General features: G+C 73.7%; 18 protein-coding genes. 5 read left to right on the forward strand and 13 right to left on the reverse strand.

The window, feature by feature from the left end:
- Positions 1-101: 101 nt before the first annotated feature.
- The 10 genes from AB0937_RS28765 to AB0937_RS28810 form a co-directional block, all read right to left on the reverse strand.
- Positions 102-710, reverse strand: coding sequence for a hypothetical protein (locus AB0937_RS28765; protein ID WP_366715546.1), 609 nt, complete (start codon positions 708-710; stop codon positions 102-104).
- Complete coding sequence (locus tag AB0937_RS28770) at positions 676-1,503, reverse strand: FkbM family methyltransferase (RefSeq protein ID WP_366715548.1); 828 nt, start codon at positions 1,501-1,503, stop codon at positions 676-678. The genes AB0937_RS28765 and AB0937_RS28770 overlap by 35 nt, the downstream gene beginning before the upstream one ends.
- A complete protein-coding gene (locus AB0937_RS28775) occupies positions 1,500-1,721 on the reverse strand; it encodes a Trm112 family protein (RefSeq protein WP_104780743.1) in 222 nt (73 codons plus the stop codon). Before AB0937_RS28775 ends, AB0937_RS28770 begins: the two co-directional genes overlap by 4 nt.
- The gene (locus AB0937_RS28780) at positions 1,718-2,623 is read right to left on the reverse strand and encodes a hypothetical protein (protein WP_366715705.1); all 906 of its coding nucleotides are present in this window, start codon (positions 2,621-2,623) and stop codon (positions 1,718-1,720) included. The genes AB0937_RS28775 and AB0937_RS28780 overlap by 4 nt, the downstream gene beginning before the upstream one ends.
- A gap of 15 nt (positions 2,624-2,638) precedes the next feature.
- Complete coding sequence (locus tag AB0937_RS28785; protein ID WP_366715551.1) at positions 2,639-3,385, reverse strand: class I SAM-dependent methyltransferase; 747 nt, start codon at positions 3,383-3,385, stop codon at positions 2,639-2,641.
- A complete protein-coding gene (locus AB0937_RS28790) occupies positions 3,382-4,629 on the reverse strand; it encodes a condensation protein (protein WP_366715552.1) in 1,248 nt (415 codons plus the stop codon). Before AB0937_RS28790 ends, AB0937_RS28785 begins: the two co-directional genes overlap by 4 nt.
- Positions 4,626-8,798 carry a DUF3367 domain-containing protein gene (locus AB0937_RS28795; protein ID WP_366715554.1) on the reverse strand — a complete coding sequence of 1,391 codons (4,173 nt, stop codon included), beginning with the start codon at positions 8,796-8,798 and terminating at the stop codon, positions 4,626-4,628. The genes AB0937_RS28790 and AB0937_RS28795 overlap by 4 nt, the downstream gene beginning before the upstream one ends.
- Positions 8,795-9,487 (reverse strand): class I SAM-dependent methyltransferase, encoded by a 693-nt coding sequence (locus AB0937_RS28800; RefSeq protein ID WP_366715706.1) that lies wholly within the window; start codon positions 9,485-9,487, stop codon positions 8,795-8,797. The genes AB0937_RS28795 and AB0937_RS28800 overlap by 4 nt, the downstream gene beginning before the upstream one ends.
- 110 nt (positions 9,488-9,597) lie before the next feature.
- Positions 9,598-10,782 (reverse strand): glycosyltransferase family 4 protein, encoded by a 1,185-nt coding sequence (locus AB0937_RS28805; RefSeq protein WP_366715557.1) that lies wholly within the window; start codon positions 10,780-10,782, stop codon positions 9,598-9,600.
- A gap of 218 nt (positions 10,783-11,000) precedes the next feature.
- A complete protein-coding gene (locus tag AB0937_RS28810; RefSeq protein WP_366715559.1) occupies positions 11,001-11,996 on the reverse strand; it encodes a DUF3068 domain-containing protein in 996 nt (331 codons plus the stop codon).
- A 214-nt stretch (positions 11,997-12,210) separates the two neighbouring features.
- Between AB0937_RS28810 and AB0937_RS28815 the strand changes: the two genes are divergently transcribed.
- Positions 12,211-12,363 (forward strand): hypothetical protein, encoded by a 153-nt coding sequence (locus tag AB0937_RS28815; protein WP_234848896.1) that lies wholly within the window; start codon positions 12,211-12,213, stop codon positions 12,361-12,363.
- Between the two features lie 2 nt (positions 12,364-12,365).
- The gene (locus tag AB0937_RS28820) at positions 12,366-13,619 is read left to right on the forward strand and encodes a helix-turn-helix domain-containing protein (protein ID WP_366715562.1); all 1,254 of its coding nucleotides are present in this window, start codon (positions 12,366-12,368) and stop codon (positions 13,617-13,619) included.
- Between the two features lie 21 nt (positions 13,620-13,640).
- Here the strand turns inward: AB0937_RS28820 and AB0937_RS28825 are convergent, their stop codons facing one another.
- Both AB0937_RS28825 and AB0937_RS28830 read right to left on the reverse strand, forming a co-directional pair.
- Entirely contained in the window at positions 13,641-13,946 is a 306-nt protein-coding gene (locus AB0937_RS28825) for a hypothetical protein (protein WP_366715564.1), read from the reverse strand.
- Between the two features lie 164 nt (positions 13,947-14,110).
- Complete coding sequence (locus tag AB0937_RS28830) at positions 14,111-15,736, reverse strand: M6 family metalloprotease domain-containing protein (RefSeq protein WP_366715566.1); 1,626 nt, start codon at positions 15,734-15,736, stop codon at positions 14,111-14,113.
- A 314-nt stretch (positions 15,737-16,050) separates the two neighbouring features.
- Here AB0937_RS28830 and AB0937_RS28835 point away from each other — a divergent pair, with 314 nt between their 5' ends.
- The 3 genes from AB0937_RS28835 (at position 16,051) to AB0937_RS28845 (ending at position 18,851) form a co-directional block, all read left to right on the forward strand.
- A complete protein-coding gene (locus tag AB0937_RS28835) occupies positions 16,051-17,010 on the forward strand; it encodes a trypsin-like serine protease (protein WP_366715568.1) in 960 nt (319 codons plus the stop codon).
- A gap of 222 nt (positions 17,011-17,232) precedes the next feature.
- Positions 17,233-18,006: an IclR family transcriptional regulator gene (locus AB0937_RS28840; protein ID WP_366715570.1), complete on the forward strand. Its 774-nt coding sequence runs from the start codon at positions 17,233-17,235 to the stop codon at positions 18,004-18,006.
- On the forward strand, positions 18,003-18,851 hold the full coding sequence (locus AB0937_RS28845) for an SMP-30/gluconolactonase/LRE family protein (protein ID WP_366715571.1): 849 nt from the start codon (positions 18,003-18,005) through the stop codon (positions 18,849-18,851). The genes AB0937_RS28840 and AB0937_RS28845 overlap by 4 nt, the downstream gene beginning before the upstream one ends.
- Before the next feature lie 184 nt (positions 18,852-19,035).
- On the opposite strand, the gene AB0937_RS28850 is transcribed toward AB0937_RS28845, so the two are convergent.
- The gene (locus AB0937_RS28850) at positions 19,036-20,436 is read right to left on the reverse strand and encodes an FAD-dependent monooxygenase (RefSeq protein WP_366715573.1); all 1,401 of its coding nucleotides are present in this window, start codon (positions 20,434-20,436) and stop codon (positions 19,036-19,038) included.
- Positions 20,437-20,541: the final 105 nt, after the last annotated feature.

Here is a 20,541-nt window from a genome sequence, read left to right on the forward strand (position 1 = left end):
TGCGGAGCCGAGGCCTTCCGTGAGACCGAGGAGCGGGTCCTGCACCTCAAGGCCGCCTTTTACGACCAGTTCCTTCCCACCCTCGAACGGGTCGGCGCGCCTCAGGCCTGAGCGCCGCTCACGGCCACCCGCTGCAGCAGCCCCCAGGTGAACTCCGCGACCGTCTCCCGCCGGACGCCCGCGGCGTCGGGCGCGGTGAACGCCAGTCCCCACCGGGTCGGTGCCGTGCCCTCCAGAGGGCGGGCCGGGGCGAAGGCGCGGGCCACCTCGTCGACCGTGCAGGACCAGGGGGTCAGGTCGTCCAGCGTGCGCAGCTCGGGGCCCTTCGCGCCCGGCGCGCGGACCAGCCACTCGTTCCACACCGCGCGGTTCGGGGCGGTCAGCACCTCGAAGCGCAAGGCGGGCCACAGGGGCACGGGCCAGAGCCAGGCCTCGCAGTCGAGGTCGCCGATCCGGCGCGGCGTCCGGGACTCCGGCTCGCCCAGCACCTGGCGGTAGCGCGACAGGGGCGCGCGCGAGCGCGGGGAGCGGACCATCGCCTGCCAGCGCTTGTTCGCCTCGCGCATGCCGGCGATCGACACCCCCAGCTCATGGCGGGCGTCCTCCACCAGGCCGGGGTTGTGGTCGGCCATACGGCGCAGCAGCACCAGCTGGAAGTCGAGCGGGGTGAAGGGGCTAGCGGGGGGCTTTCCGGAAGGCATGGGACCCATCGTCGCCCACCGGGGTCCTGCCCGGGCGGCGGCCGTCGGGCAGGAACAGGACGGAGTTGACGTAGCGCGGGCCCCGCAGGTGCGGCGAGGGCAGGACCCGGCGGAGCAGGCCGTGGGAGACGACGTAGGACGCGCGGGCCTGGTGGTCCTCCAGTGGGAACTTCGCCAGCGGCACCCAGGTGTCGCCGGGCAGCACCCAGCCGTCGTAGCCGAGCAGGGCCAGGTACGTCACCACCGGCGCGATCGGCTGGATGCGGGACTCCAGCTCCACGAACAGGGCCGGCCGGTCACGGGCCAGCAGGCCCGTCGCCCCGCGCAGCACCGCGGGCTCGTTGCCGTCCACGTCGATCTTGATGAAGCCGACGTCGCGCAGCCCCAGCTCGTCCAGCGTGACGCACGGGACGTCCAGCGCGCGGCCGTGGATGTCGCGCCGGACCAGCGACGACACGCCCCGGTCGCCGGAGTCGTCCGGCGGCAGCCACAGGCGGGCGATGCCCGGCCGGTCCGAGGCCGCCGCACGGACCACGCGGACGTTGGACGGCGCGGCGGCGGTCAGCAGCCGGGCCAGATGGGGCACCGGCTCGACCGTCACGACCTGCTCGGCGAGGCCCGACAGGCGGTGCGTCCAGGGCCCGTACCAGCCGCCGACGTCCACCGCCGTGCGGCAGCGGGGCGGGCACAGCTCGGCGAGCCGGGCCAGCTCCGGTTCGAACCGCGGGTACAGCGCCCGGGCCGTCGCGGCCACCAGGCGGGCGGGCAGGAGGGGGGCGACGCGGGCCGCCAGGCTGGTCACCGGGCCATCCTCTTGAGGAGTTCCTCGTGTTCGTCGTCCGGCACCTGCTCGCCCGAGGACGGCAGCAGCTGCGGAATGCCGTCGGTGATCGGGTAGCGGCGGTGCAGACGCGGGTTGTACAGCGCCTCCTCCCGCCCGGCCTCCTCGGCCAGCAGGTGCAGCGGGCCCTTGTCGATCGGGCAGGCCAGGATCTTCAGCAGCGGGTCGTCGGGCTTCACGGTGAGGTCAGCTCCTTGGCGGGTGGGGAGGGTCGGGGAGAAGCGTCGTGCTTCGGCATGGTCAGCAGCACGGCCACCGCCAGGGCCGTGCCCGCCACCCGCAGCGCGAGCCGTAGCGGCTCGTCCGGCAGGGCCTCGCCGAACGACAGCGTGCCGAGCACCGCCGTGAACAGGGACGTCACGGTCGTGCACACCGGCACGATCAGCGAGGCCCGGCAGCGCTGCAGCGCCGCCTGCGACATCACCAGGCCGAACGCACCGGTGAACAGGAGGAGATACGGATACGGGGAGGCCAGCAGGCCCAGCACCGCGCCGCCGATCCCGTCGGTCGTCAGACGGCTCGAGACGCCCTTGATGGCCAGCGAGCTGACCCCGTACAGCAGGCCCACCGCCACGCCGTACTCGACGCCGGTCGTCGGGCGCCGGTGCCGGTTGCGGGCCCGCCGCTCGGCGGAGCCGTACAGCCACACCCCGGCGGCCAGCGACGGCACGCACACCAGCAGGATCAGCTGGTAGGGCGCGTCCTGGCTGACGGTGTCCGTGCCCTCGCGCAGCGACAGCACCACCATCAGCAGCGCCAGCAGGATCGCGCCCAGTGCGTACCGCTCCCGGCCGGACGTCTCCTCCCCGAGCAGCCGCGCCGACAGCAGCACCAGCAGCACCAGGCCGGAGACGAAGATGCCCTGCGCGGCGGCGATCGGCAGGGTGCGGTAGACGACGAGCTGTGCGGCGAAACCGGCCGCGAGGGCGAGGGACCCGCCGATCCACAGGGGGCTGCCGAGGACGAGGCGCAGCAGCCGGGCCGGCCGGCGGATCGTCACCTCGGGCAGGGCGGTGAGCGCCCGTTTCTCCAGGACGAAGCCCAGGCTGTACAGGGTGTTCGCCAGCAGCGCGGCGGCCACTCCCCACCACATGGGCTACGTCCTCCTGGCGTGCAGCAGCAGGATCGACGCGAGCTGCGGCCGGGCGCAGGCCAGCCGGTCCAGCGGCCGCAGTGGGCGCGGCACGCCGTGGAAGGGGGCCCCTTCGAGCCGTACGACGGTGAACCCGGACGCGGCGACGAACTCCTTCAGTGCGCGCGCGGTGTAGAGCCGCAGGTGCCCCACGACCTCCTTGCCCGGGCGGCCGTGGATGCCGCGCAGGCTGACCTCCGAGAACACCGGCTGCACACCGGCCAGCAGCAGGCCGCGGTTGTACCAGGCGGCGAGGTTCGGCGTGGACAGCATCAGATGCCCGCCGGGGCGCAGGATCCGCCGGATCTCGTCGAGGGCCGCGTCCGGGTCGACGAGATGCTCGACGACCTCGCTGAACAGCACCGCGTCGGCCGACCCGGACGCGAACGGCAGCCCGCCGCCGGTGAGTTCGCCGCGCACCGCGTACGGGATGCGGGTGCGGGCACGGCGCAGGGCGTCCTGGGACCAGTCGACGCCTATGACGCGGTGGCCGGGCAGGAGCGGGGCGGCGGTGGCGGCGGCGGTGCCGTCCCCGCAGCCGATGTCGAGGATCGTCCGCGGGCGCGCGCTCGCCGGGCTGTTCAGGGCGCGGGCCAGCATCCTGGCCTGGCGGACGCTGCGCGGGGTGCCGGAGGCGACCGGCACGGCGGGGTTCTCGTAGAAGTCGCGCAGGTCGCGGGGTGGGGGGCCGGTCGTGGTCGGTGTCGTCACTCGGTCACCTCCGTGGTGTGCAGGTAGTGCTCGAAGAGATCGCGGAGGTGGGCGCCGTCACCGCTGCTGAGCAGGGCTTTCGACCAGCGCAGGGCCAGGTGGAGGCGGCCGGCCGTGGAGGCGGTGGTCACGGTCAGACCGCGCGGCATCCGGGCCGGGGCGGAGAACCAGACCGCGTGCGCGCGGCCCGCCTCGTCGCCGAAATCCAGTGGGTAGGGGATGCGGCCGATGTTGCTGAGCAGGGTCGTCGATGTCCAGGGCGCGGCGGCCCGGCGCAGGGTGCGGGTGAGGGCGGCGCGGGCAGCGACGGGCGCCCAGGGCGCGGTCAGGAGGGCGGCGCCGTGGCCGAGTTGGGGACGGGGGAGGGACTTGAGGGCCCGGGTGCGCTCCGCGGTGCGGCGCAGCAGGGCGGGCATGTCGGTGACGTCCAGTTCCCCCGGTGCGTACGGGACCTCGACCAGGCGGGTGCCGTTGCCGATGGGCATCGTGGTGTCGCGGGGCCGGTCGTCCACGGGCATGGTGATGCGCAGGGGGCGGGGGCGGGCGCCGTGCTCCCTGTTCCAGTGGGCGATGGTCAGGGCCGTGGTCACCATGAGCTGGTCGTTGACGGTGTACGGGGAGCCCTTGGGGCGGTGCGGGAGGGGCAGCTCGGTCACCAGCAGGCCGTTGCCGGGGGAGGGTTCGGGCGTGCCGTGCGCCACCCGTGCGGGGGGCGACCAGCCGGCCGGGGTGTCCGGGACCTCCCGCCTGGGTTCGGCGGGGCGGGTCGGGGGCGCCGCCGGGGCGTTGTCCCGGCCCCCGTACAGCTCGGCGGCCGTGGCCAGGACGCGCAGGCACGCCGGGCCGTCCAGGGCGGTGTGGTTGATGGTGAGCAGCAGGACCGGGTCCACCACCTCGAGCCGGATCGGCGGGGACGTGGACAGCGGCGGGGCGTGGGTGAGGGCCCGGGCCCTGGCGTCCCGCAGGGCTCGCGGGCCGGGCGCGGCGAAGGACACCACCTCCACGTCGGGCCCCGGTGTCAGCTCCCACTCGTACCGCCGCCGGTACCAGGGCCCCCGCGCCTCCCGCATCAGGATCCGCGGATGCCGGTGCAGGGCCTCCAGGAACGCCTTGCGCAGCCGCGCGTGGTCGAGGGGGCCCGGGAGGTGGACCTCGATGTGGACCGTCTCGGGTTCCGCCTCCTGGAGGCAGTGCCGGGACACCTCGTCCACCACCGGGAACGGGATGCGCACCGGTGCCGTCATACGGTCTTGCCCTCCCCGGCGTCCGTCGTCGGCAGCTGTTGCGTCGGCGCCTCCGACGGCGGCCCCTCACGCAGACTCACCAAGCCCGCGAACAGGCCGGCCAGCGCCAGCAGTTGGGCCAGGTGCCCGAACGCCCCCTCGCCCGCGCCCACCGGCTCCCCGGCGCCGAGGGCCGCGACGATCCCCGCCCCGGCCAGGGCGGCGAAGGCGATCGGCACCAGCAGGGCGTGCCGGCGCGCGGCGAGCAGCGCCAGCGCCGGGACCAGCAGCGCGAACCAGCCCGCGATCACCACCCCGACCAGGGTCAGCGCGACCGTGCCGAGCCACAGCCCGGGCAGCGGCGGGGCCGGCTGGGGTGCGTCGGGGTTGGGGGCGCGGCGGCGCCACAGCGCCAGGCCGGTCAGGACCGCGATGCCGACGCCGCTGCCGATCAGGGCGGCGTCGTAGGCCGTGGCCGGCTCGTACGACAGGGTGACCTCGCCGCCCGCCCCGGCCGGGACCCGCCAGCCCTGCTGCCAGCCGTCCAGCCGCACCGGGGTCAGCTCCTTGCCGTTCAGCGTGGCCCGCCAGCCGTCGTTGACGTTCTCGTACGTCGTCAGGTACGAGGCCGCGCCGGAGCCGACCGTCACCTTGCGCCGGTCGCCCAGCCAGTCCCGGATCCGCAGGTCACGCCCGGCCGCGGCGGCCTCGGGGACCGTGCCGCGGGTCAGGGTCACGTCCGTGAGCGCGAGCGGGCCCGCGTCACCGCCCTCCAGGCGGTGCTCGCCGGCGTCCAGCCGCACCTCGGTGTCGCTGCGGCCCTCCTGGCAGAGCGTCACCTCCACTCCCCGCCGCTCCACCAGGTCCCGCACGGTCCCCTTGGCGCCCGTCTCGTACAGCTCGCCGTCCAGCGCCACCACCGGGCCCTTGCCGCAGGGGACGGAGAACTTCCGGGTGCCGTCCGGCTGGGGGGTGCGGTACTGGTCGAGGGACGGGACGTACGCCTCCGTGAGGCCCACGGGGAGGCGCAGGTCCTCGTCCGCGACCGGGTTGTGCAGGGTCAGCGGGGCCGTCCCGGTGATGGTGATGTCGAGCCGGTCCGTGGTGATCGGCGGGAAGCGGACCCAGCCGTTGTCGTCGGCGCCGGCGATGGCCGCGCCGTCCGGGGAGCTGATGTGCACCTCGGACGCGCGGGCCGACAGGCCGCCCGCGGGGGCCAGGACCAGTTCGCCGACCGGCTGCTTGCCCTCCCAGCGCAGGTGGATCGTCGGCCGGTCGCCCGCGATCCACGCCGTCGTCAGGTCTCCGTCGGTGAGGTTGCGTGCCGCGAGGCCCGCGCCGAGGCTCGCCGTGGAGTCGGCGGTGGCGACGATCCGGGACCGCTGCTCGGGCGCGACCTCGTAGAGCAACTCGTCGAGTTCCGTGCCCGGCACGGGCACCGCGCTCGCCTTGACCCGGTACGTCCCGGCGGCCGGCGTCGTGAAGCGGCGGTGCAGGCCCGCCTCGGTGCCGGTCGCGGACAGGCCCGTGGGGTCGGAGGCGCGGTGCAGGGAGACGACGGTCGCGGCCGACGCGGCGTCCCCGGCGTCCGCCGGGAGCCGCAGCAGCCGCGTCACCTGCACGTCCGGCAGGCCGATCTCGGAGAAGCCCGCGCCGGTCAGCCCGGCCCTGCGCGCCACGGAGTCCACGATCGTCAGCTTCATCCAGCCCGTCGCGCCCTCGGGGGCCTTGATCCGCTGGGTCCTGCCGTTGGGCTGGAGGAAGCTCGTCCGCTCGCCCTTCTCGGTCTCCACCCGCACCTTCGTCGCCGCCGCCCGCACGCTCTCCTGCGGCAGCGGAGTCACCTTGAAGGAGGACGGCATGGCGTAGCGGCCGGTGAAGCCGATGCGCAGCCACTGCCCGTCCGGAGTGTCCGGCGCGCCCTCCGCCCACGCGGTGCCCGGGTTGCCGTCGAAGGCGTTCACCGGGTCGTACTGCGGAAGATGGAACAGCCAGTTGCCGTACGAGGACGCCGACACCGAGCGGGCACCGCGCAGTTCGGCCACCGTCTGGTGATCGGTGCCCTCGGTGGGCAGGATCTGCCGCGGCTTCTCACCCGGGTCCTGAAGCGCGTCCGGCGCGTTCCGCTCGTCGCGCGTGTACGTGTACGACGTACCGGCGTTGACCAGGCCGAACCGGGTGTCCGCCCGCCGCAGCCCGTCACCCAGCACCTGCACGGCCGGGGTGCCCAGCCCGGGGTGGTTGTCGCCGGTCAGGACCGTCGCGCGCCCGCGCAGCCGCTCCGCCAGCGGCAGCAGCGTCTCCGGTCCGCCGGACACCACGGCCGTGTCGGCGACCGGGGCGAGCCCGGCCTGCCCGGGCCGGACCACGTCCTCACCGGCCGGCCGGTAGATCTCCACGGCCCGCTGCCGCGGGTACAGCCCCTCGACCTGGAGCGGCGCGTCCTGCGCGATCCGGCCGCCGGTCATCACCGGCCCGAGTCCCGTCACCCGCTCGTACCCCGACTGTTCGAGGGTGCGCTTGACGGTCGTGGTGGGCACGTAGCCGATCTGGTCGGGGTCGAGGTCGTTGCGTACGACGACGTAGTACAGCCCGGCCCGGCTCAAGTAGTCGGCCAGTCCCGGGACTTCGGCCCCGGACGTCAGCGCCTGCTCGACGGCGTCCATCGCGCGCCGGTTGCCGGGCGTGCCGAACGGCACGTAGTCGCGCTGCGCCCACCGCGACTCGGCGAGCACGTCGAGCGGCTGGTCGATGGGGGAGCCCCAGGTGTACAGGCCGTGCGCGGTCGCCGGGACGACGAGGGCCCGCGAGTCGGGCGAGTACTTCTCCAGCCAGTCGGCCGTGGCCTGCCAGTAGGTGGGGAGCTTCTGGAACGAACCCGGGTTGAGGATCGAGCCGTTGAGGTAGGGCCACAGCAGTCCGGGCAGGATCAGCACGGCCGCGACCAGCGGGGCGAAGCGCCGGCCGCGCACCTGCCGTGCCCCGCGCGCCTCGGTGGCCACCCCCGCCAGATGCGCCAGACCGAGAACGAGCGCCAGCGCCACGCCGGCCTGGAACTTGTAGATGTTCCGGAACGGCGACAGCCACCCGTCCAGCCAGTCCTGCACCACCCCGTGGAACGGCGCCCCGAACGCCCCGCCGTACCCGGCGAGCAGCACCAGCACGGCCACGAGCACCGTCAGCACCAGCCACCGCCGCTCGGGCATGTCCCGCCGGGCGAGTCCGGCGAGGCCCAGTCCGGCGGCGAGCGCCGAGCACACGATCACGACGACGGAGGAGGCCACGGCCCAGCCGGCCGGCAGCCACGCCTCACCGAGGTGCAGATAGGCGACCCAGTTCCCCGCCCCGCGCAGCGCCTCGGTCGCCGACATGGTGTCCGTCGTCGTCCGCGCGGTCTCTATATAGGGGAGGAAGTTCTCGCCGTAGACGCCGAGCAGCAGCAGCGGCACCCACCACCAGGCGGTCACCACGATCACGGCCGGGGCCCACCAGACGATCAGCTTGCGCTGCCGGGGCCCGGGCGGCCGGGACAGCAGATACAGCCCGGCCGGCAGCAGGGAGGCCAGGGTCGCCGACGCGTTCACCCCGCCCATGAACGGCACGAGCAGCGCCGACCGCAGGGCCGCGACCCGGGCGGCGTAGCGCTCGTTCGTCAGCGGCAGCAGCACCCACGGCAGGAACGCCCCCGGCAGCGCCGCGGCCGACGTCGACCCGATGACGGTGGTGAACACCGGCCACAGCGCGTACGCCACCGCGCCCAGCAGCCGGGACGTCCCGCTCCCCACCCGCAGCCGCTCCGCCAGCCGCAACGCCCCCCAGAAGGCGACGGAAACGATCAGCGACAGCCACAGCCGCTCCGCCAGCCACACCGGCAGCCGCACGAGGTCGCACAGCCAGTGGAACGGCAGCATCGGCCACAGATAGCCGACGTACTGGTCCTGGATCCCGCCGAACCCGGCCCGGTCGTGCCACAACTGGCCCAGGTCGGCGAGGAACTGCCCCGGATCGACCGTGACCCCGAGCTTGGTGTCGAAGGTCTGCCGCCCCGGCCGCACCGCGAGGAACAACACGAACACCACGGCCCAGAAACCCAGCAGCCAGCGCCGCGACCGCGGCCCGTCGGGCGGGCCCGCGGTGGTCGCGGTGGTGGGGACGGCTGCCGGGGGAGGAGCCTGGACCGTCGTTGTCATGTAGGACACCGCCGCAGAATGAGGAGGAGGTTCCAGGTGGCGAACTCGCGGATGCCGGGCGCCTTGACGACGGCCTCCGCGAGGAACGGCCAGTAGCGGGAGCGCGCCGAGACGACCGTGACGTCGTCCCGGGCACGCACCTGCCGCAGGGTGGAGCCGATGTGCACCGCGAACAGGTTCTCGCCGAGGGTGTGCTTGGCCGGCCGGCCCGTCCGCCGCAGGTAGCGGGCCCGGGCCCGCTCGGCGCCGAACCAGTGCCACGGGGCCCACTCGTGCCCGCCCCAGGGCGACAGCCAGTTGGTGAACGACACGTAGATCAGCCCGCCCGGCCGCGTCACCCGGGCCAGCTCACTGAGGAACGTCTCCGGATCGGCCACGTGCTCCAGCACGTTGGAGGAGAAGGTGACGTCCGCGACGCCGTCCCGCAGCGGCAGCAGGTACCCGTCGGCGACGACCGCCGCGGCGGGGGGTGTCCCGCCGAGCTCGGCCGGGTCGGGCTCGAAGAGGAACGCGTGTGCCCCGCGCCGCCGGAACTCCTCGGTGAAGTACCCGCTGCCGCCACCGACGTCGAGGACGGTACGCCCGGCCACGGGCCCGTCGTAGGCCTCGACCTGATCGGCGGCGTCGCGGGCCAGCAGGGAGTAGCAGGCCTCGGGGTCGTCCTGCTCGCGGCGGAACGCGCGGAACAGGGCGAGGGAGCGCCGGAAGGACGGATCCCTCCAGCCGGGGCGCCGGGAGGTGCCTTCCGGGCGGGGGGCGGTGACGTGTGCGGCTGCGCCGCGCGGGCGCGTGGGCGGTGTCACGGGGCCCAGCCCTTCACCGCCTCCGTGGCGACGGCCCTGAACTGCCGTACGGTCCGGTCCCACCGGAACTGCGCCGCACGCTCCCGGGCCGCCTTGCCCATCAGCTCCCGCTGCCGCCCGGACAGGGCCAGCGCACACCACGCCGCGGCGAACGACGACTCACCGCGCGCGAGGATCCCGGTCTCGCCGTCCACCACGGAGTCCTTGAGCCCGGGCACGTCGAAGGCCACACTCGGCGTCTCCCGGGCCGCGGCCTCCGTCACGACCAGACCCCACCCCTCCACCGCGGACGGATGCAGCAACAGCCAGGCCGCGCACAGCAGCCGGTGCTTCTCGGCCTCCGTCACGTACCCGGTGAACTCCACATCCGGACCGGCGAGCCGCTCCAGGCGTTCCCGCTCCGGCCCGTCACCGACGATCACCAGCCGGCCGCCGGTCACCGGCCGCACCCGCTCCCAGAGCCTCAGCAGCAGGTCGACCCGCTTGTACTCGACCAGCCGCCCGACGGCGACGAACAGCGGCTCGGCCGAGCGGTCGGCCCTCGGGCCCGGCTCCTCGACCCCGTTGTGCACCACCCTGATCCGGTCCCGCTCGACCCCGATCGCCCGCAGCGCGTGGGCGGTCGAGGATGACACGGCGACGAGCAGGTTCCGCTGCTGCGCCCCGGTCAGCGCCCAGTGCTCGAGTCTTCGGCCGATCCGTGCCGCCGGAGCCAGCGGCCCGCCGAAGCGCATCCTCCACAGATCCGTGTGGACGTGGTTGACCAGACACAGGGTGGGCCCCCGGTGCCACAACGGGGCCAGGTACGGCATGCCGTTGCACACCTCGACCAGCAGATCGCAGTCGCCGACCCGGCGCGCGAAGGCCGATCTGGCGCGCAGGTAGTGCCCGTACGGGCCGCCCGCCGACACGACCCGGTAGTCGCGCAGGGCCACAGGCCCCCCGCACAGCAGGGTCACCTGGTGGCCCAGGCGGGTCAGGCCGTCGGCGAGTCTGTCGACCAGAAGCTCGGAGCCGCCGGCTGAGGCGTTGCCCAGATCACGGTGGGCGAGGAAGACGATCCGGCGCGGATGTGGGGGGAGCGCCGGAGGGTGCTGCGCGCTGGGGGACGCGGCGCGGTGGGGGACCCCCCGCTCGAGCGCAGCCGAGAGTGGGGGGGTGGACGGTACGTGCTGGGGCATGGGTGCTCCAACTCGTCTCGGGGTGCGGAACTCAGCGTGGGGAAAACGTGGGGGTGTGTTCGTCACGGAGGGGTCGGCTCGTGGGGAGCCCGAGCCTCTCCTGGGAGGGGAGTGCGGACGGGGTGTGCTCGGGTGGGGTTGGACAGTTTTCGCCCGGACGTTCGCCACGGCTACTCACCGGCGTGACAATTTCGGGCTTTGTTGGAGCTGACGGCACATCACTTCGTGAGAGTCGGCTGGGGTGTTCCGGATGTATCGGACGGAACGGGGTTCTCCGGCTCCTTCCGCCCACGCGCCACGAGAGCGCCACCCACCACCGCGAGCACGAAGCCGACCGCCGCGGCCCCGATCGGCAGCGTCGTGCCCACCAGCCGCAGTCGCCCGCTGCCCTGCTTCGCCTGCCGTACCGCTTCCTTCTGCGTCCCGGTCGTGAACGCCACCTTCCGGCTGTCCAGCAGCACCACCGCGTCCTTCTTCCCGCCCGGCGCCCGCAGGGTCCGCCGGGGGCCGGTCCGCGCGTAGATCACGCGGCCCGTCGCCTGGTCCACGACCAGCTCGAAGCCGTGGTTGGAGTACCACTCCTCGGCCAGCACCTGCGGCCGGTTCGGCTGGTCGACGAGGCTGCCGGGCACCATGCGCGTGCCGTTCCGCGTCGGCGGCACCGAACCGGTGAACCGGTAGCCGGTGTACCCCTGGATCTTCGCGGTGCCCCGGTAGCGCAGCACGACCGTGTCGCCGAGGGTGTTGTCCCACCACTGGTAGGAGCGTTTTTGCACGTCGAAGGGGAACTTCAGGTACGCCTCGCCCTCGATGTACGGCTTCTCCCCGCAGCAGTGCACCGGCCGCGTGGTCCTCCGGTCCATCACCCAGCGGTGCGGCACGAAGTCCAGCGCGTCGTGCGGATCGGCGGCCGGCAGCGACTTGTCGGTGTCGACCGTGGTCGTCACGTCCCAGACGGTGCTTCCGCTGCGTTCGCTGTCCTCGACGTTGCCCCGCACCCGCTGGGTCACGGTGATCTTCCGGTCGGGCACCGTCTCGATCCGGTCGGTGTCGAAGACGCTGCCCCGGCCGGTGTAGACGGCGGTCGTGTCGATGTCGATCGGGTTGACCGCGGCACGCGGCTCCACGTACCAGGCGAGCAGGGGCGCCAGCACCAGCAGGAACGTGCCGAGACCCAGCAGGACCAGGGAAAAGGGAGAGGTTGTACGGCGCATCCGGGCACTCCAGTGGCTTGGGACGGCTCGACGTACGAGAGGGCCGGCACGGCGGCGAGATGCGCGCGTGCGGCTGGGCCGGGAACCGTAGGCCGCTCTTGACGGGGTGTCAATGCTTGTCGAGACTGGGCGCGACAGGCAGGGACGGGGTGCCGAGGTGGGGCAACCTCCGGACGACCTCCGGACGAATCCGGACAGAGAGGCTGACCCTGCGATGTCCAGACTGCTCGCTGCCGCGCTGACCGTCGCGCTCGCCGCCGCCCTCGCCGTGGGCGCCGCGCTGGGCGTGGTCGCGCTGCTCGAAGCCACACCCGACCAGCCCAACACCCCCCTGATCACGTACGAACAAGACGGTCAGGGGAGTTGACGGTGACGGCCGCCCGCACCGCAGCCGTCACCACGCGCTCGGCCTGGCACGACGTACCGCGCTTCCAGGTGCGCCGGTTCGCCGCGATCGCCATGGCCGAGGCGCCCGAGCTCGCCGAAGAGATCCTCCGCGAGATCCAGCGCGAGTACCCGCACCTGCCCGTCGTCCTCGACGACTCCGGCGAGCCGATGGCCCTGGTCGGCATCCGGCGCGCCATCGAGGTGTTCGTGCAGCACCTGGAGCACTCCGAGGGGCGCCCGACCGTCCCGCCGGGCGTCTTCCAGGACTTCGGCCGCGGCGAGGGCCTGAACGGCCGCTCCCTCGACTCCCTCCAGGCCGTCTACCGCATGGGTGTACGCCTGGCCTGGCGCCGCTTCGCCGACATCGGCCAGCGCGTGGAGATCCCGCCCCCGGCCATGTACGAACTCGTCGACGCGGGCTACGAGTACCTCGACGGGCTGGTCGACCAGTCCGTACGCGGCTACGCCGAGGCCGCCGCCCGCCAGGCCGGTGAACGCCTGCGCCTGCAACGCCGCCTGATGGAACTGCTCCTCGCCGAGCACCACCGCGGCGACCCCGCCGAGGCTCTGACCGAACGCGCCGCCCGCATCGGCTGGCCCTTACCGGCGAAGGTCGCGGTCGGCGTGCTGCTCCGCCCGGCCCGGGAGGCGATGGCCCCCGCGGTCGGCCAGGGCGTCCTGCTCGACATGGAGTACGAGCAGCCCCGCATGGTCGTGCCCGAGCCGGACGCCGCGGGCCGCCCCGAGCTCCTGCACCGGGCCCTGGCCGGCTGGTCCGGCGCGATCGGCCCGCCGGTCCCGCTCACCGACGCGGCGAAGTCGCTGCGCTGGGCGGAGGCGGCGGTCCGTCTGGTGGAACGCGACCTCCTCCCCTCCGGCGAGGTCCTCCACTGCACCGAACACACCGAGGCCCTGGTCCTCCTTCAGCCGGAGGAACTCATCGACGACCTGGCCCTCAGGTGCCTGGCCCCCCTGACCCACTGCGGCCCCACGCACGGCCGCCGCCTCGCCGAGACCCTCCTGGCGTGGCTGGAGACCCGCGGCGGCGCCCCGGAGGTCGCCGCCCGCCTCGGCGTCCACCCCCAGACGGTCCGCTACCGCCTGCGCCAGATCCGCGAACTGTGGGGCGACGAGATCGACGACCCCGACCGCCGCTTCGAACTGGAACTGGTGCTGCGGGCGCAGCGGTTGCGGGGAGAGCTGGGGGCGTCGGCGGAGCGACGGAGGCGAGCGTGAGCACGCCACGGCGGGCGCCTCTCAGCGGGGCGGCTCCGTCACGAACGTGCCCGGCGGGGGCTGCTTCTCCGCCATCGCCCGGCCCCCCGCGAGTTTCGCCCTGAGCCGGATGACGGTTCCCGGCGGCAGACCCTCCACCAGTGCGCCGGGCACCGCGAGTTCCAGGCGCTCGCCCACGTACCGGGACAGCAGGTCGGCGTAGCCGGGGACCGGCCGGGCGTCGAGCACGTCGACGAGCAGCCGGTCCCAGCCGTCCAGCCGTGGGTGCGGACCGGAGGCGACCAGCCGCGTCTCCAGCGCGGTGAGATTCTCGATCGCCTGCACCATCCCGGTCACCTCCGTGTGTCCGCCGGCTGCCGGCCGCCGGCCCCCCCGTGTCCGCCAAGTCCCGCCCGCCCCCGCGACGCCCGGCCGTGCGCTCGCCGCACCGGATGCCGCAGAGACCCGCCCTCCGGGCGGAGGACGGGGGGACGGGGCTCCACGGAGACGGCCTACGGCCGACGGTACGAGTGCCCCACGCCGCCCCCGGTCGCGTTCGCCGCACGCGGCGTGCCGTTGAGCTCCGGCCGCGAACCCGCCTCGGTGAACGGTTCGGGCCCGCGCGCGGAGCCGCTCATCCGCTGCTCCAGCGCGTCGAGCCGGGCCTGGAGGGCGTGGACCGTCTCGGCCAGCCCGGTCTCGCCTGCCGGTGCCGAGCGCCCCGCGCCGGAGTGGACCGGCATGTGGACGGGACCCGGCACGGTGACCCCGACGGCGGCCGTCATCGTCGGACCGGAGGCGGAGATGCCGCTGACGGACACACCGGTCGCGGCGCCCGCGTAGGAGTGCGAACTCGGGGCGGTGGACGGGCCGAACGCGGTGTTGCCGGAACTGCCGGGGTAGGCATCCCCGGCGTCACCGCGGTTGGCCCCGAGCTCCAGCTCCCGCTCGTCGTCCGCCTGCACGAGACCCACCATGTAGTGGGTCTCGTCGGAGTTGTCCGGCTGGTGCTCGTCGATGTGCCACATCAGCAGCCCGTCGCCGGGCAGTGAGACGTCGTACCCCGTGCGCTGGCGGTTCTCGAGCAGGAAGTACTCGCTGCCCGGCAGCCCACCGGTCCACAACCGGTGCACCTGGTGGCTGTTCTTCACGTCGGGCAGGGACAGCGTCGTGGAACCGGTGACGTTGGCGACCGTCGCCCAGCCCTGGCCGATCTTGCACCAGGCCGACGGGTGCGTCGGGATGTCACCGCCGCCGCCCCAGGAACCGCCGCCCATCAGGCACCAGTTGCCGACGCCCTCGGACGAGCCGTCGATGTCGTACAGGTCCGGGAAGCCGAAGACGAGATGCCCCAACTCATGGGCGCAGACACCGATCTTGGCGTCCTCGGGGATGGTGAGGTAGGCGAAGATCCGTGCGCCGTCGGCGTTGTAGGCGTCCGGCAGGACCCACTTGTGCGACCAGATGTCCCCCGGGTCACCGGTGACCTCGCCGCCCCGCCCCGCGTGCACGACGATGAACGCGTCGACGAACCCGTTGCCGTCGTTGTCGTACGGGGCGTAGTTGATCTGCGGGTCGGCGGTGATCGCGGTGTCCCGGGCCATCAGCTGCGCCCGGGCCTCCCCGGAGGGCCGGCCGATGCCGAAGTTGCCGTTGGCGTAGAAGGACAGCTTCTTCGGCAGCCTCACCGGGCCGACGACCTCGCCGACGATGTCGACCAGACCGTGCGTGGCCTCCCGGAAGTACTCCCGGACACTGCCGTGGGGCATCGAGCCGAGGGAGAAGAACAACTCCTCGAAGTGCTCCTGAGAGGCCGTCAGCTCCTTGTCGGCGAAGTCGGCGAGGATGACGACCACACGTACCGCGCCGGTGAGCGGGGCGCGTTCGGCGGCCGCTGCGGCGATGGACTCCCGGGGTGTGCCCACGGGGAACTCGTCGGGTGGCTTGATCGTGCCGTCGTTGAAGCCGGGGTGGTGCGGCTCGCCGCCCACGACGAACTGGCCGCCCAGCGGCGAGGCGGACTCGATGCGCAGCCGCTCCTCCTGGAGCCGCTCGCGCAGTTCGGGACTCGGGGAGACGGCGCAGAAGTCGGACCGGACGGCGACGGCGCCCCTACGGCGGGGGAGATGGTCGGACATGGTGGTGCCCCTCGAAGTGGGAAGGTCGGGTTTCGGCCAGTGACGCACGCTGCTCGAACCGTCGCAACCGCAGTGGCCGGCCGCACCCGCGCGCGGTCCATCTCCCCGTCGCGGGACCGCCGGTGTGCGTATGCGCGCCGGGCCGATCCGAGGTTTGATGGAAGGGAGCGCCGGGCCGCCCCGCCCGCGCGAAGTCCTCAACAGGACGACACAACATTCAACTTCATCGGGTCGCCCCCGATCCCCGGCGCGGGCCCTCGCACTCACCACCCTCAGCGCCGCTCCAGTGACACACTCCTGTGTGGAGCACCCTCATGCCTGGCACCCCGGACTCGAACCGCCCTCCGCTCTCCGCAGCGGAGATCCGCACCTCCCCCCTCCAGGTCCCGCAGCACGACGCTCCGGACTCCAACGGCCTCAAGCCGGCCGAACTGCCCAAGTCGACGGTCGTTCCCGTGCGGGCTGCGGCGGCGGGTGAGACGGCGGCGCCCGACCTCGCTCCGTCGATGCCGACCGGGCAGGACGGCATCCGGCTCGAACCGAACCGCTTCCCGGTCGGCGAGCCCCCGCAGCTGGTCTTCGCCGGGCAGGAACTGGAACCGCTCCTGGTCTTCAACCCCGACGGCCGGCGCGTCTACGACGACCGGTCCTTCCCCTGGGTGCTGGCCTGTCACGTCTTCTCCGGCGCGCACGGCGGATCCGGCGCGCTGATCGGACCGCGGCACGTCCTGACCGCCAGCCACTGCATCGACTGGCAGCAACTCACCGTCTCCGTGACCCTGGTCCAGGGCGCGACCCAGATCGCCGCCGCCGGAGCGACCCACATCATGGCCTACGAGCACATCGTGGACGTGACGTACAGCAACGCCGACGACGACTACGCGATCGTGATGCTGGACCGCAGGCTGGGCGACAGCTTCGGGGCCTTCGGCTGCCGCACCTACGACTCCGGCTGGGACAACGAGACCGCGAACTGGTTCAACATCGCCTACGAGCCGCTCCTGCACGCCACGGCGGCGAACTTCCAGACCGGCTTCTTCCTCGACGAGGACGACTTCGATCTCGGCGGCGGCCGCATGCTGATCACCAAGACCGGTGACTTCCTCAAGGGCATGTCGGGCAGCCCGGTCTTCGGCTTCTGGCCGGAGGGCCCCTTCGTGGTCGGTGTGGCCAGCGCCGGCGCCAACGGCGGCGTCTTCGGCAACTACAACGCCATCGCCGGAGGCAACAACCTGACCCGGCTCGTCAGCAAGGCCAGGGCCGACTTCCCCTGATCCACGGCCCGCCTGTGCACCGGCAGGAGCCGCCGCAGGAACGCGGCCCCTGCCGGTGCGCGTCCGTCCCGTGCGCGCCTTCGCCCGATGCGTGCCTCGGTCCCTCGCGTGCCTTTGCCCATTGCCCGGGCATACCTCTATGGCTAGCCTGTGTTCGTCATGCCGATCGCCTGTTGAAATCTCGAACGCAGGCGCCTGAGACGTATAGGGAGGGGGCCGGTCGTGGGACGCCTCGTACCAGCCGTGACCCGGGCTCTCGACATTCTCGAGCTCTTTCTCGACGGGGACGGGACGCTCTCCGCCCCCGACATCGTGCGCCGGCTCCAGCTGCCGCGCACCACCGTGCACGAGCTGGTGACCACGCTCGCCGCCCGGAAGTACATCGTCCCGGTGCCCGGCCAGCCCGGACGCTACCGGCTCGGCGTACGCCCGTACCAGCTCGGAGCCCGCTACTCCGAGCAGCTCGACCTCGCCGCCGAGGGCCAGCAGGTGGCCCGGTCCGTCGCCGAGACCTGCGACGAGACGGTGCACGTGGCGATCCTGGAGGACACGGACGTCATCTACATCGCCAAGGTCGACTCCACGCACGCCGTGCGGATGGTGTCGGCGGCCGGGCGCAGGCTACCCGCCCACTGCACCTCCGTCGGCAAGATGCTGCTGGCCTCCCTTCCGGAGCCGGAGCTCACCGCGCGGATCCCGGACGGTGCCGAGCTGGTCGCGATGACCCCCAACAGCATCACCGACCCGGCCGCCCTGCGCGAGGCCCTGGCCGAGATCCGTGAGCGCGGCCTCGCCGTGGAGAACCGCGAGTCCAACCCGGACGTGTCCTGCGTGGCCGCGCCGGTCCGCGACCGCACCGGGCAGGTCGTCGCCGCCCTGTCGATCTCCGTGCCCATGATCCGCTGGAGCGAGGAGCGCCGCGCCGAGCTGGAGCAGCTCGCCGCCAAGGGCGCCGCCGAGCTGTCCGAGCATCTCGGTCACCGGGGCGTGGCATGACGGCGCCCTGCGAGGTCGCGGTGCGGGCCGAGGCCGAGCTGGGCGAGGGACCCACCTGGGACGCGGCGGCCGGCCGGCTGCTGTGGATCGACATCCTCGGCTCCCGCCTGCACACCTACGACCCGGCCACCGGGCGCCGCACCCTGCGCCGCACGGAACAGCACATCGGCGCCGCCAAGCCGCGCGCCGGCGGCGGACTGGTGCTGAACCTGCGCGACGGGGTCGGCCTCCTCGATCCCGACGGCACCTTCCGCTGGCTCCACCACGAGCCGGTCCCCGGCCGCCGCGCCAACGACGCGGCCGTCGCGCCCGACGGCGCGCTGTGGGCGGGCACCATGCGCTACGACGAGGCGCCGGGCGGAGGCACCCTGTCCCGCCTCACCGGCGACGGCACGGCCGAGGTCGTGCTCGACGACGTGGCCGTCAGCAACGGCACGGGCTGGAGCCCCGACGGGCGGCTCATGTACTACATCGACACCCCGACCCGGCGCGTGGACGTCTTCGACCACGCGGACGGGAGGCTCTCCGGGCGGCGGACGCTCGCCGTGATCGAGGAGGGCGCGGGCTTCCCGGACGGGCTCACCGTGGACGCCGAAGGGTGCGTGTGGGTCGCCCTGTGGCAGGGGTGGGCGGTGCGGCGGTACACGCCCGACGGTGAGCTGGACCGGGTGATCGGGCTGCCGGTGCCGCTGGTGACGGCGTGCGCGTTCGGCGGGGACCGGCTGACCGACCTGTACGTGACGACCGCCCGGGTGGGACTGACCGAGCCGTCCGCGCTGGCGGGGTCGCTGTTCGTGGTGCCGGGGGCGGGCAAGGGACTGGCACAGCCCGCGTTCGCCGGCTGACGAGAGACCGGCGGTACGGGCGCGACCGGGCTCCCGAGGCGCCCGCACGCGGGGACGATCGCCTGTGCTTCAGCGGCCCGTCCGGTCCAGCGGCACGCCCGTACGCACGCGGGGACGAACGCCCGTGTTTCAGCGGCCCGTCCGGTCCAGCGCCAGGCCCGTACGCGGGGAGCCCGTCCGTGGTTCAGGGGCCCGTCCGGTCCAGCCGCCGCAGGATCGCCCGCTCGTCGTCCGTCAGCGGCGCACCCACCGCCGCCGGCAACGGCGGTCCGCTCAGCGTCGCCAGTACCGTCGACGGCCGGAGCAGCCGCGTCGGCCCCGTCGTCATGCTCATCACGTCCCAGAGCGCGGACGCCGCGGTGTACGAGCCGGTCGCCGTGCGGATCATGCGGCGGGTGTAGGCGGTGACCAGACGGTCGGCGACGCCGGGCGAACCGCCACGCGTCCCGGGGTACCAGACGTCCTGGCTCACGGCCATCGTCCACGCGGACTCCACCGGCCTGGCCGCCCGCCGCTGCACCCGCCGGGCGAGCCCGGGCTCGCCGAGGCCGGACCGCCGCAGCTCCCGGCCCAGCTCACGGGCGCCCAGCGCGGCCACCGACATGCCCTGCCCGTAGGCGGGGTTGAACATGGCCAGCGCGTCACCGAGGACGACGAGGCGCTCGGGCCAGGAGCGGACCTTCTCCAGGTACCGGCGGTGGTTGCTGGTGCTGCGGCTGACGTGGACGTCGGTGAGCGGTTCCGCGCCGGAGATCAGCCGGCCCACGATGGGGTCGGGCAGGTCCAGGGTGTACCGGTGGAACGCGTCCGGGTCGGACGGCGGTTCGCCGCCGCCCCGCGTCCCGGCGAGGCTGACCATCCAGCGGTCGCCCTCGATCGGCAGCACCATGCCGCTGCGCCCGGGCCGCCCCTGATACGGGTCGGCCTGCACCATGGTCAGGGGGAAACGCTCGGCTCCCTCGGGGGTGCGGTAGAGACGGGTGGCGTTCACCAGGCCGGCGTCCACCGTCTTCTCGCGCACGTCGTGGACGCCCAGCGCCGACAGCCAGGTCACGATCCGCGAGCCGCGTCCGCTCGCGTCCACCACGAAGTCGGCGGCGAGTTCCTCCTCCCCGGCGGCGGTCGAGAGGCGAACCCCGGTCACCCGCTGCCGCGACCCGGTCAGCTCCAGCACCCGCGCCTTGCGTATCACCACCCCGGTACCGTCCAGCACGGCGCCCCGCACCGCCCAGTCCAGCAGGGCCCGGGTGCAGGTCAGCATCCGCGGTCCGGGGTGCCGCCAGCGCCGGAACCAGCCCTCGGGCGTGAGGGCGACCATGCCCGAGCCGAGCGGAATCTCGTGCGCCCCGGCGGCGAGCAGGTGCTTGCGCATGCTCACGCCCGGCACCAGGTCCTCCATGGGGGCCAGACCCCCGGCCATGAGGAGATGCGCGTGACGTCCCTGCGGCAGGCCCTTGCGGTGCTCCGGCCCCTCGGGCAGGTCGTCGCGGTCGAGCACGACCACCTCGTCCGCTACGGCGGACAGGGCCGCCGCGGCCAGCATGCCGGCCAGACCCGCACCGATGACGACAGCTCTACGCGACATGCGACTCCTCGCACTCAGCCATGAAGGCTCCTTCGCCCCTGAGGGCACTCCCCGACGTCCGGCCACAGCGGTGCCGGCGCACAACACCCGTGCGCCGGCACCGGT

It is taken from the genome of Streptomyces sp. NPDC047880 (genome assembly GCF_040706515.1).
Taxonomy (GTDB): Bacteria; Actinomycetota; Actinomycetes; order Streptomycetales; family Streptomycetaceae; genus Streptomyces.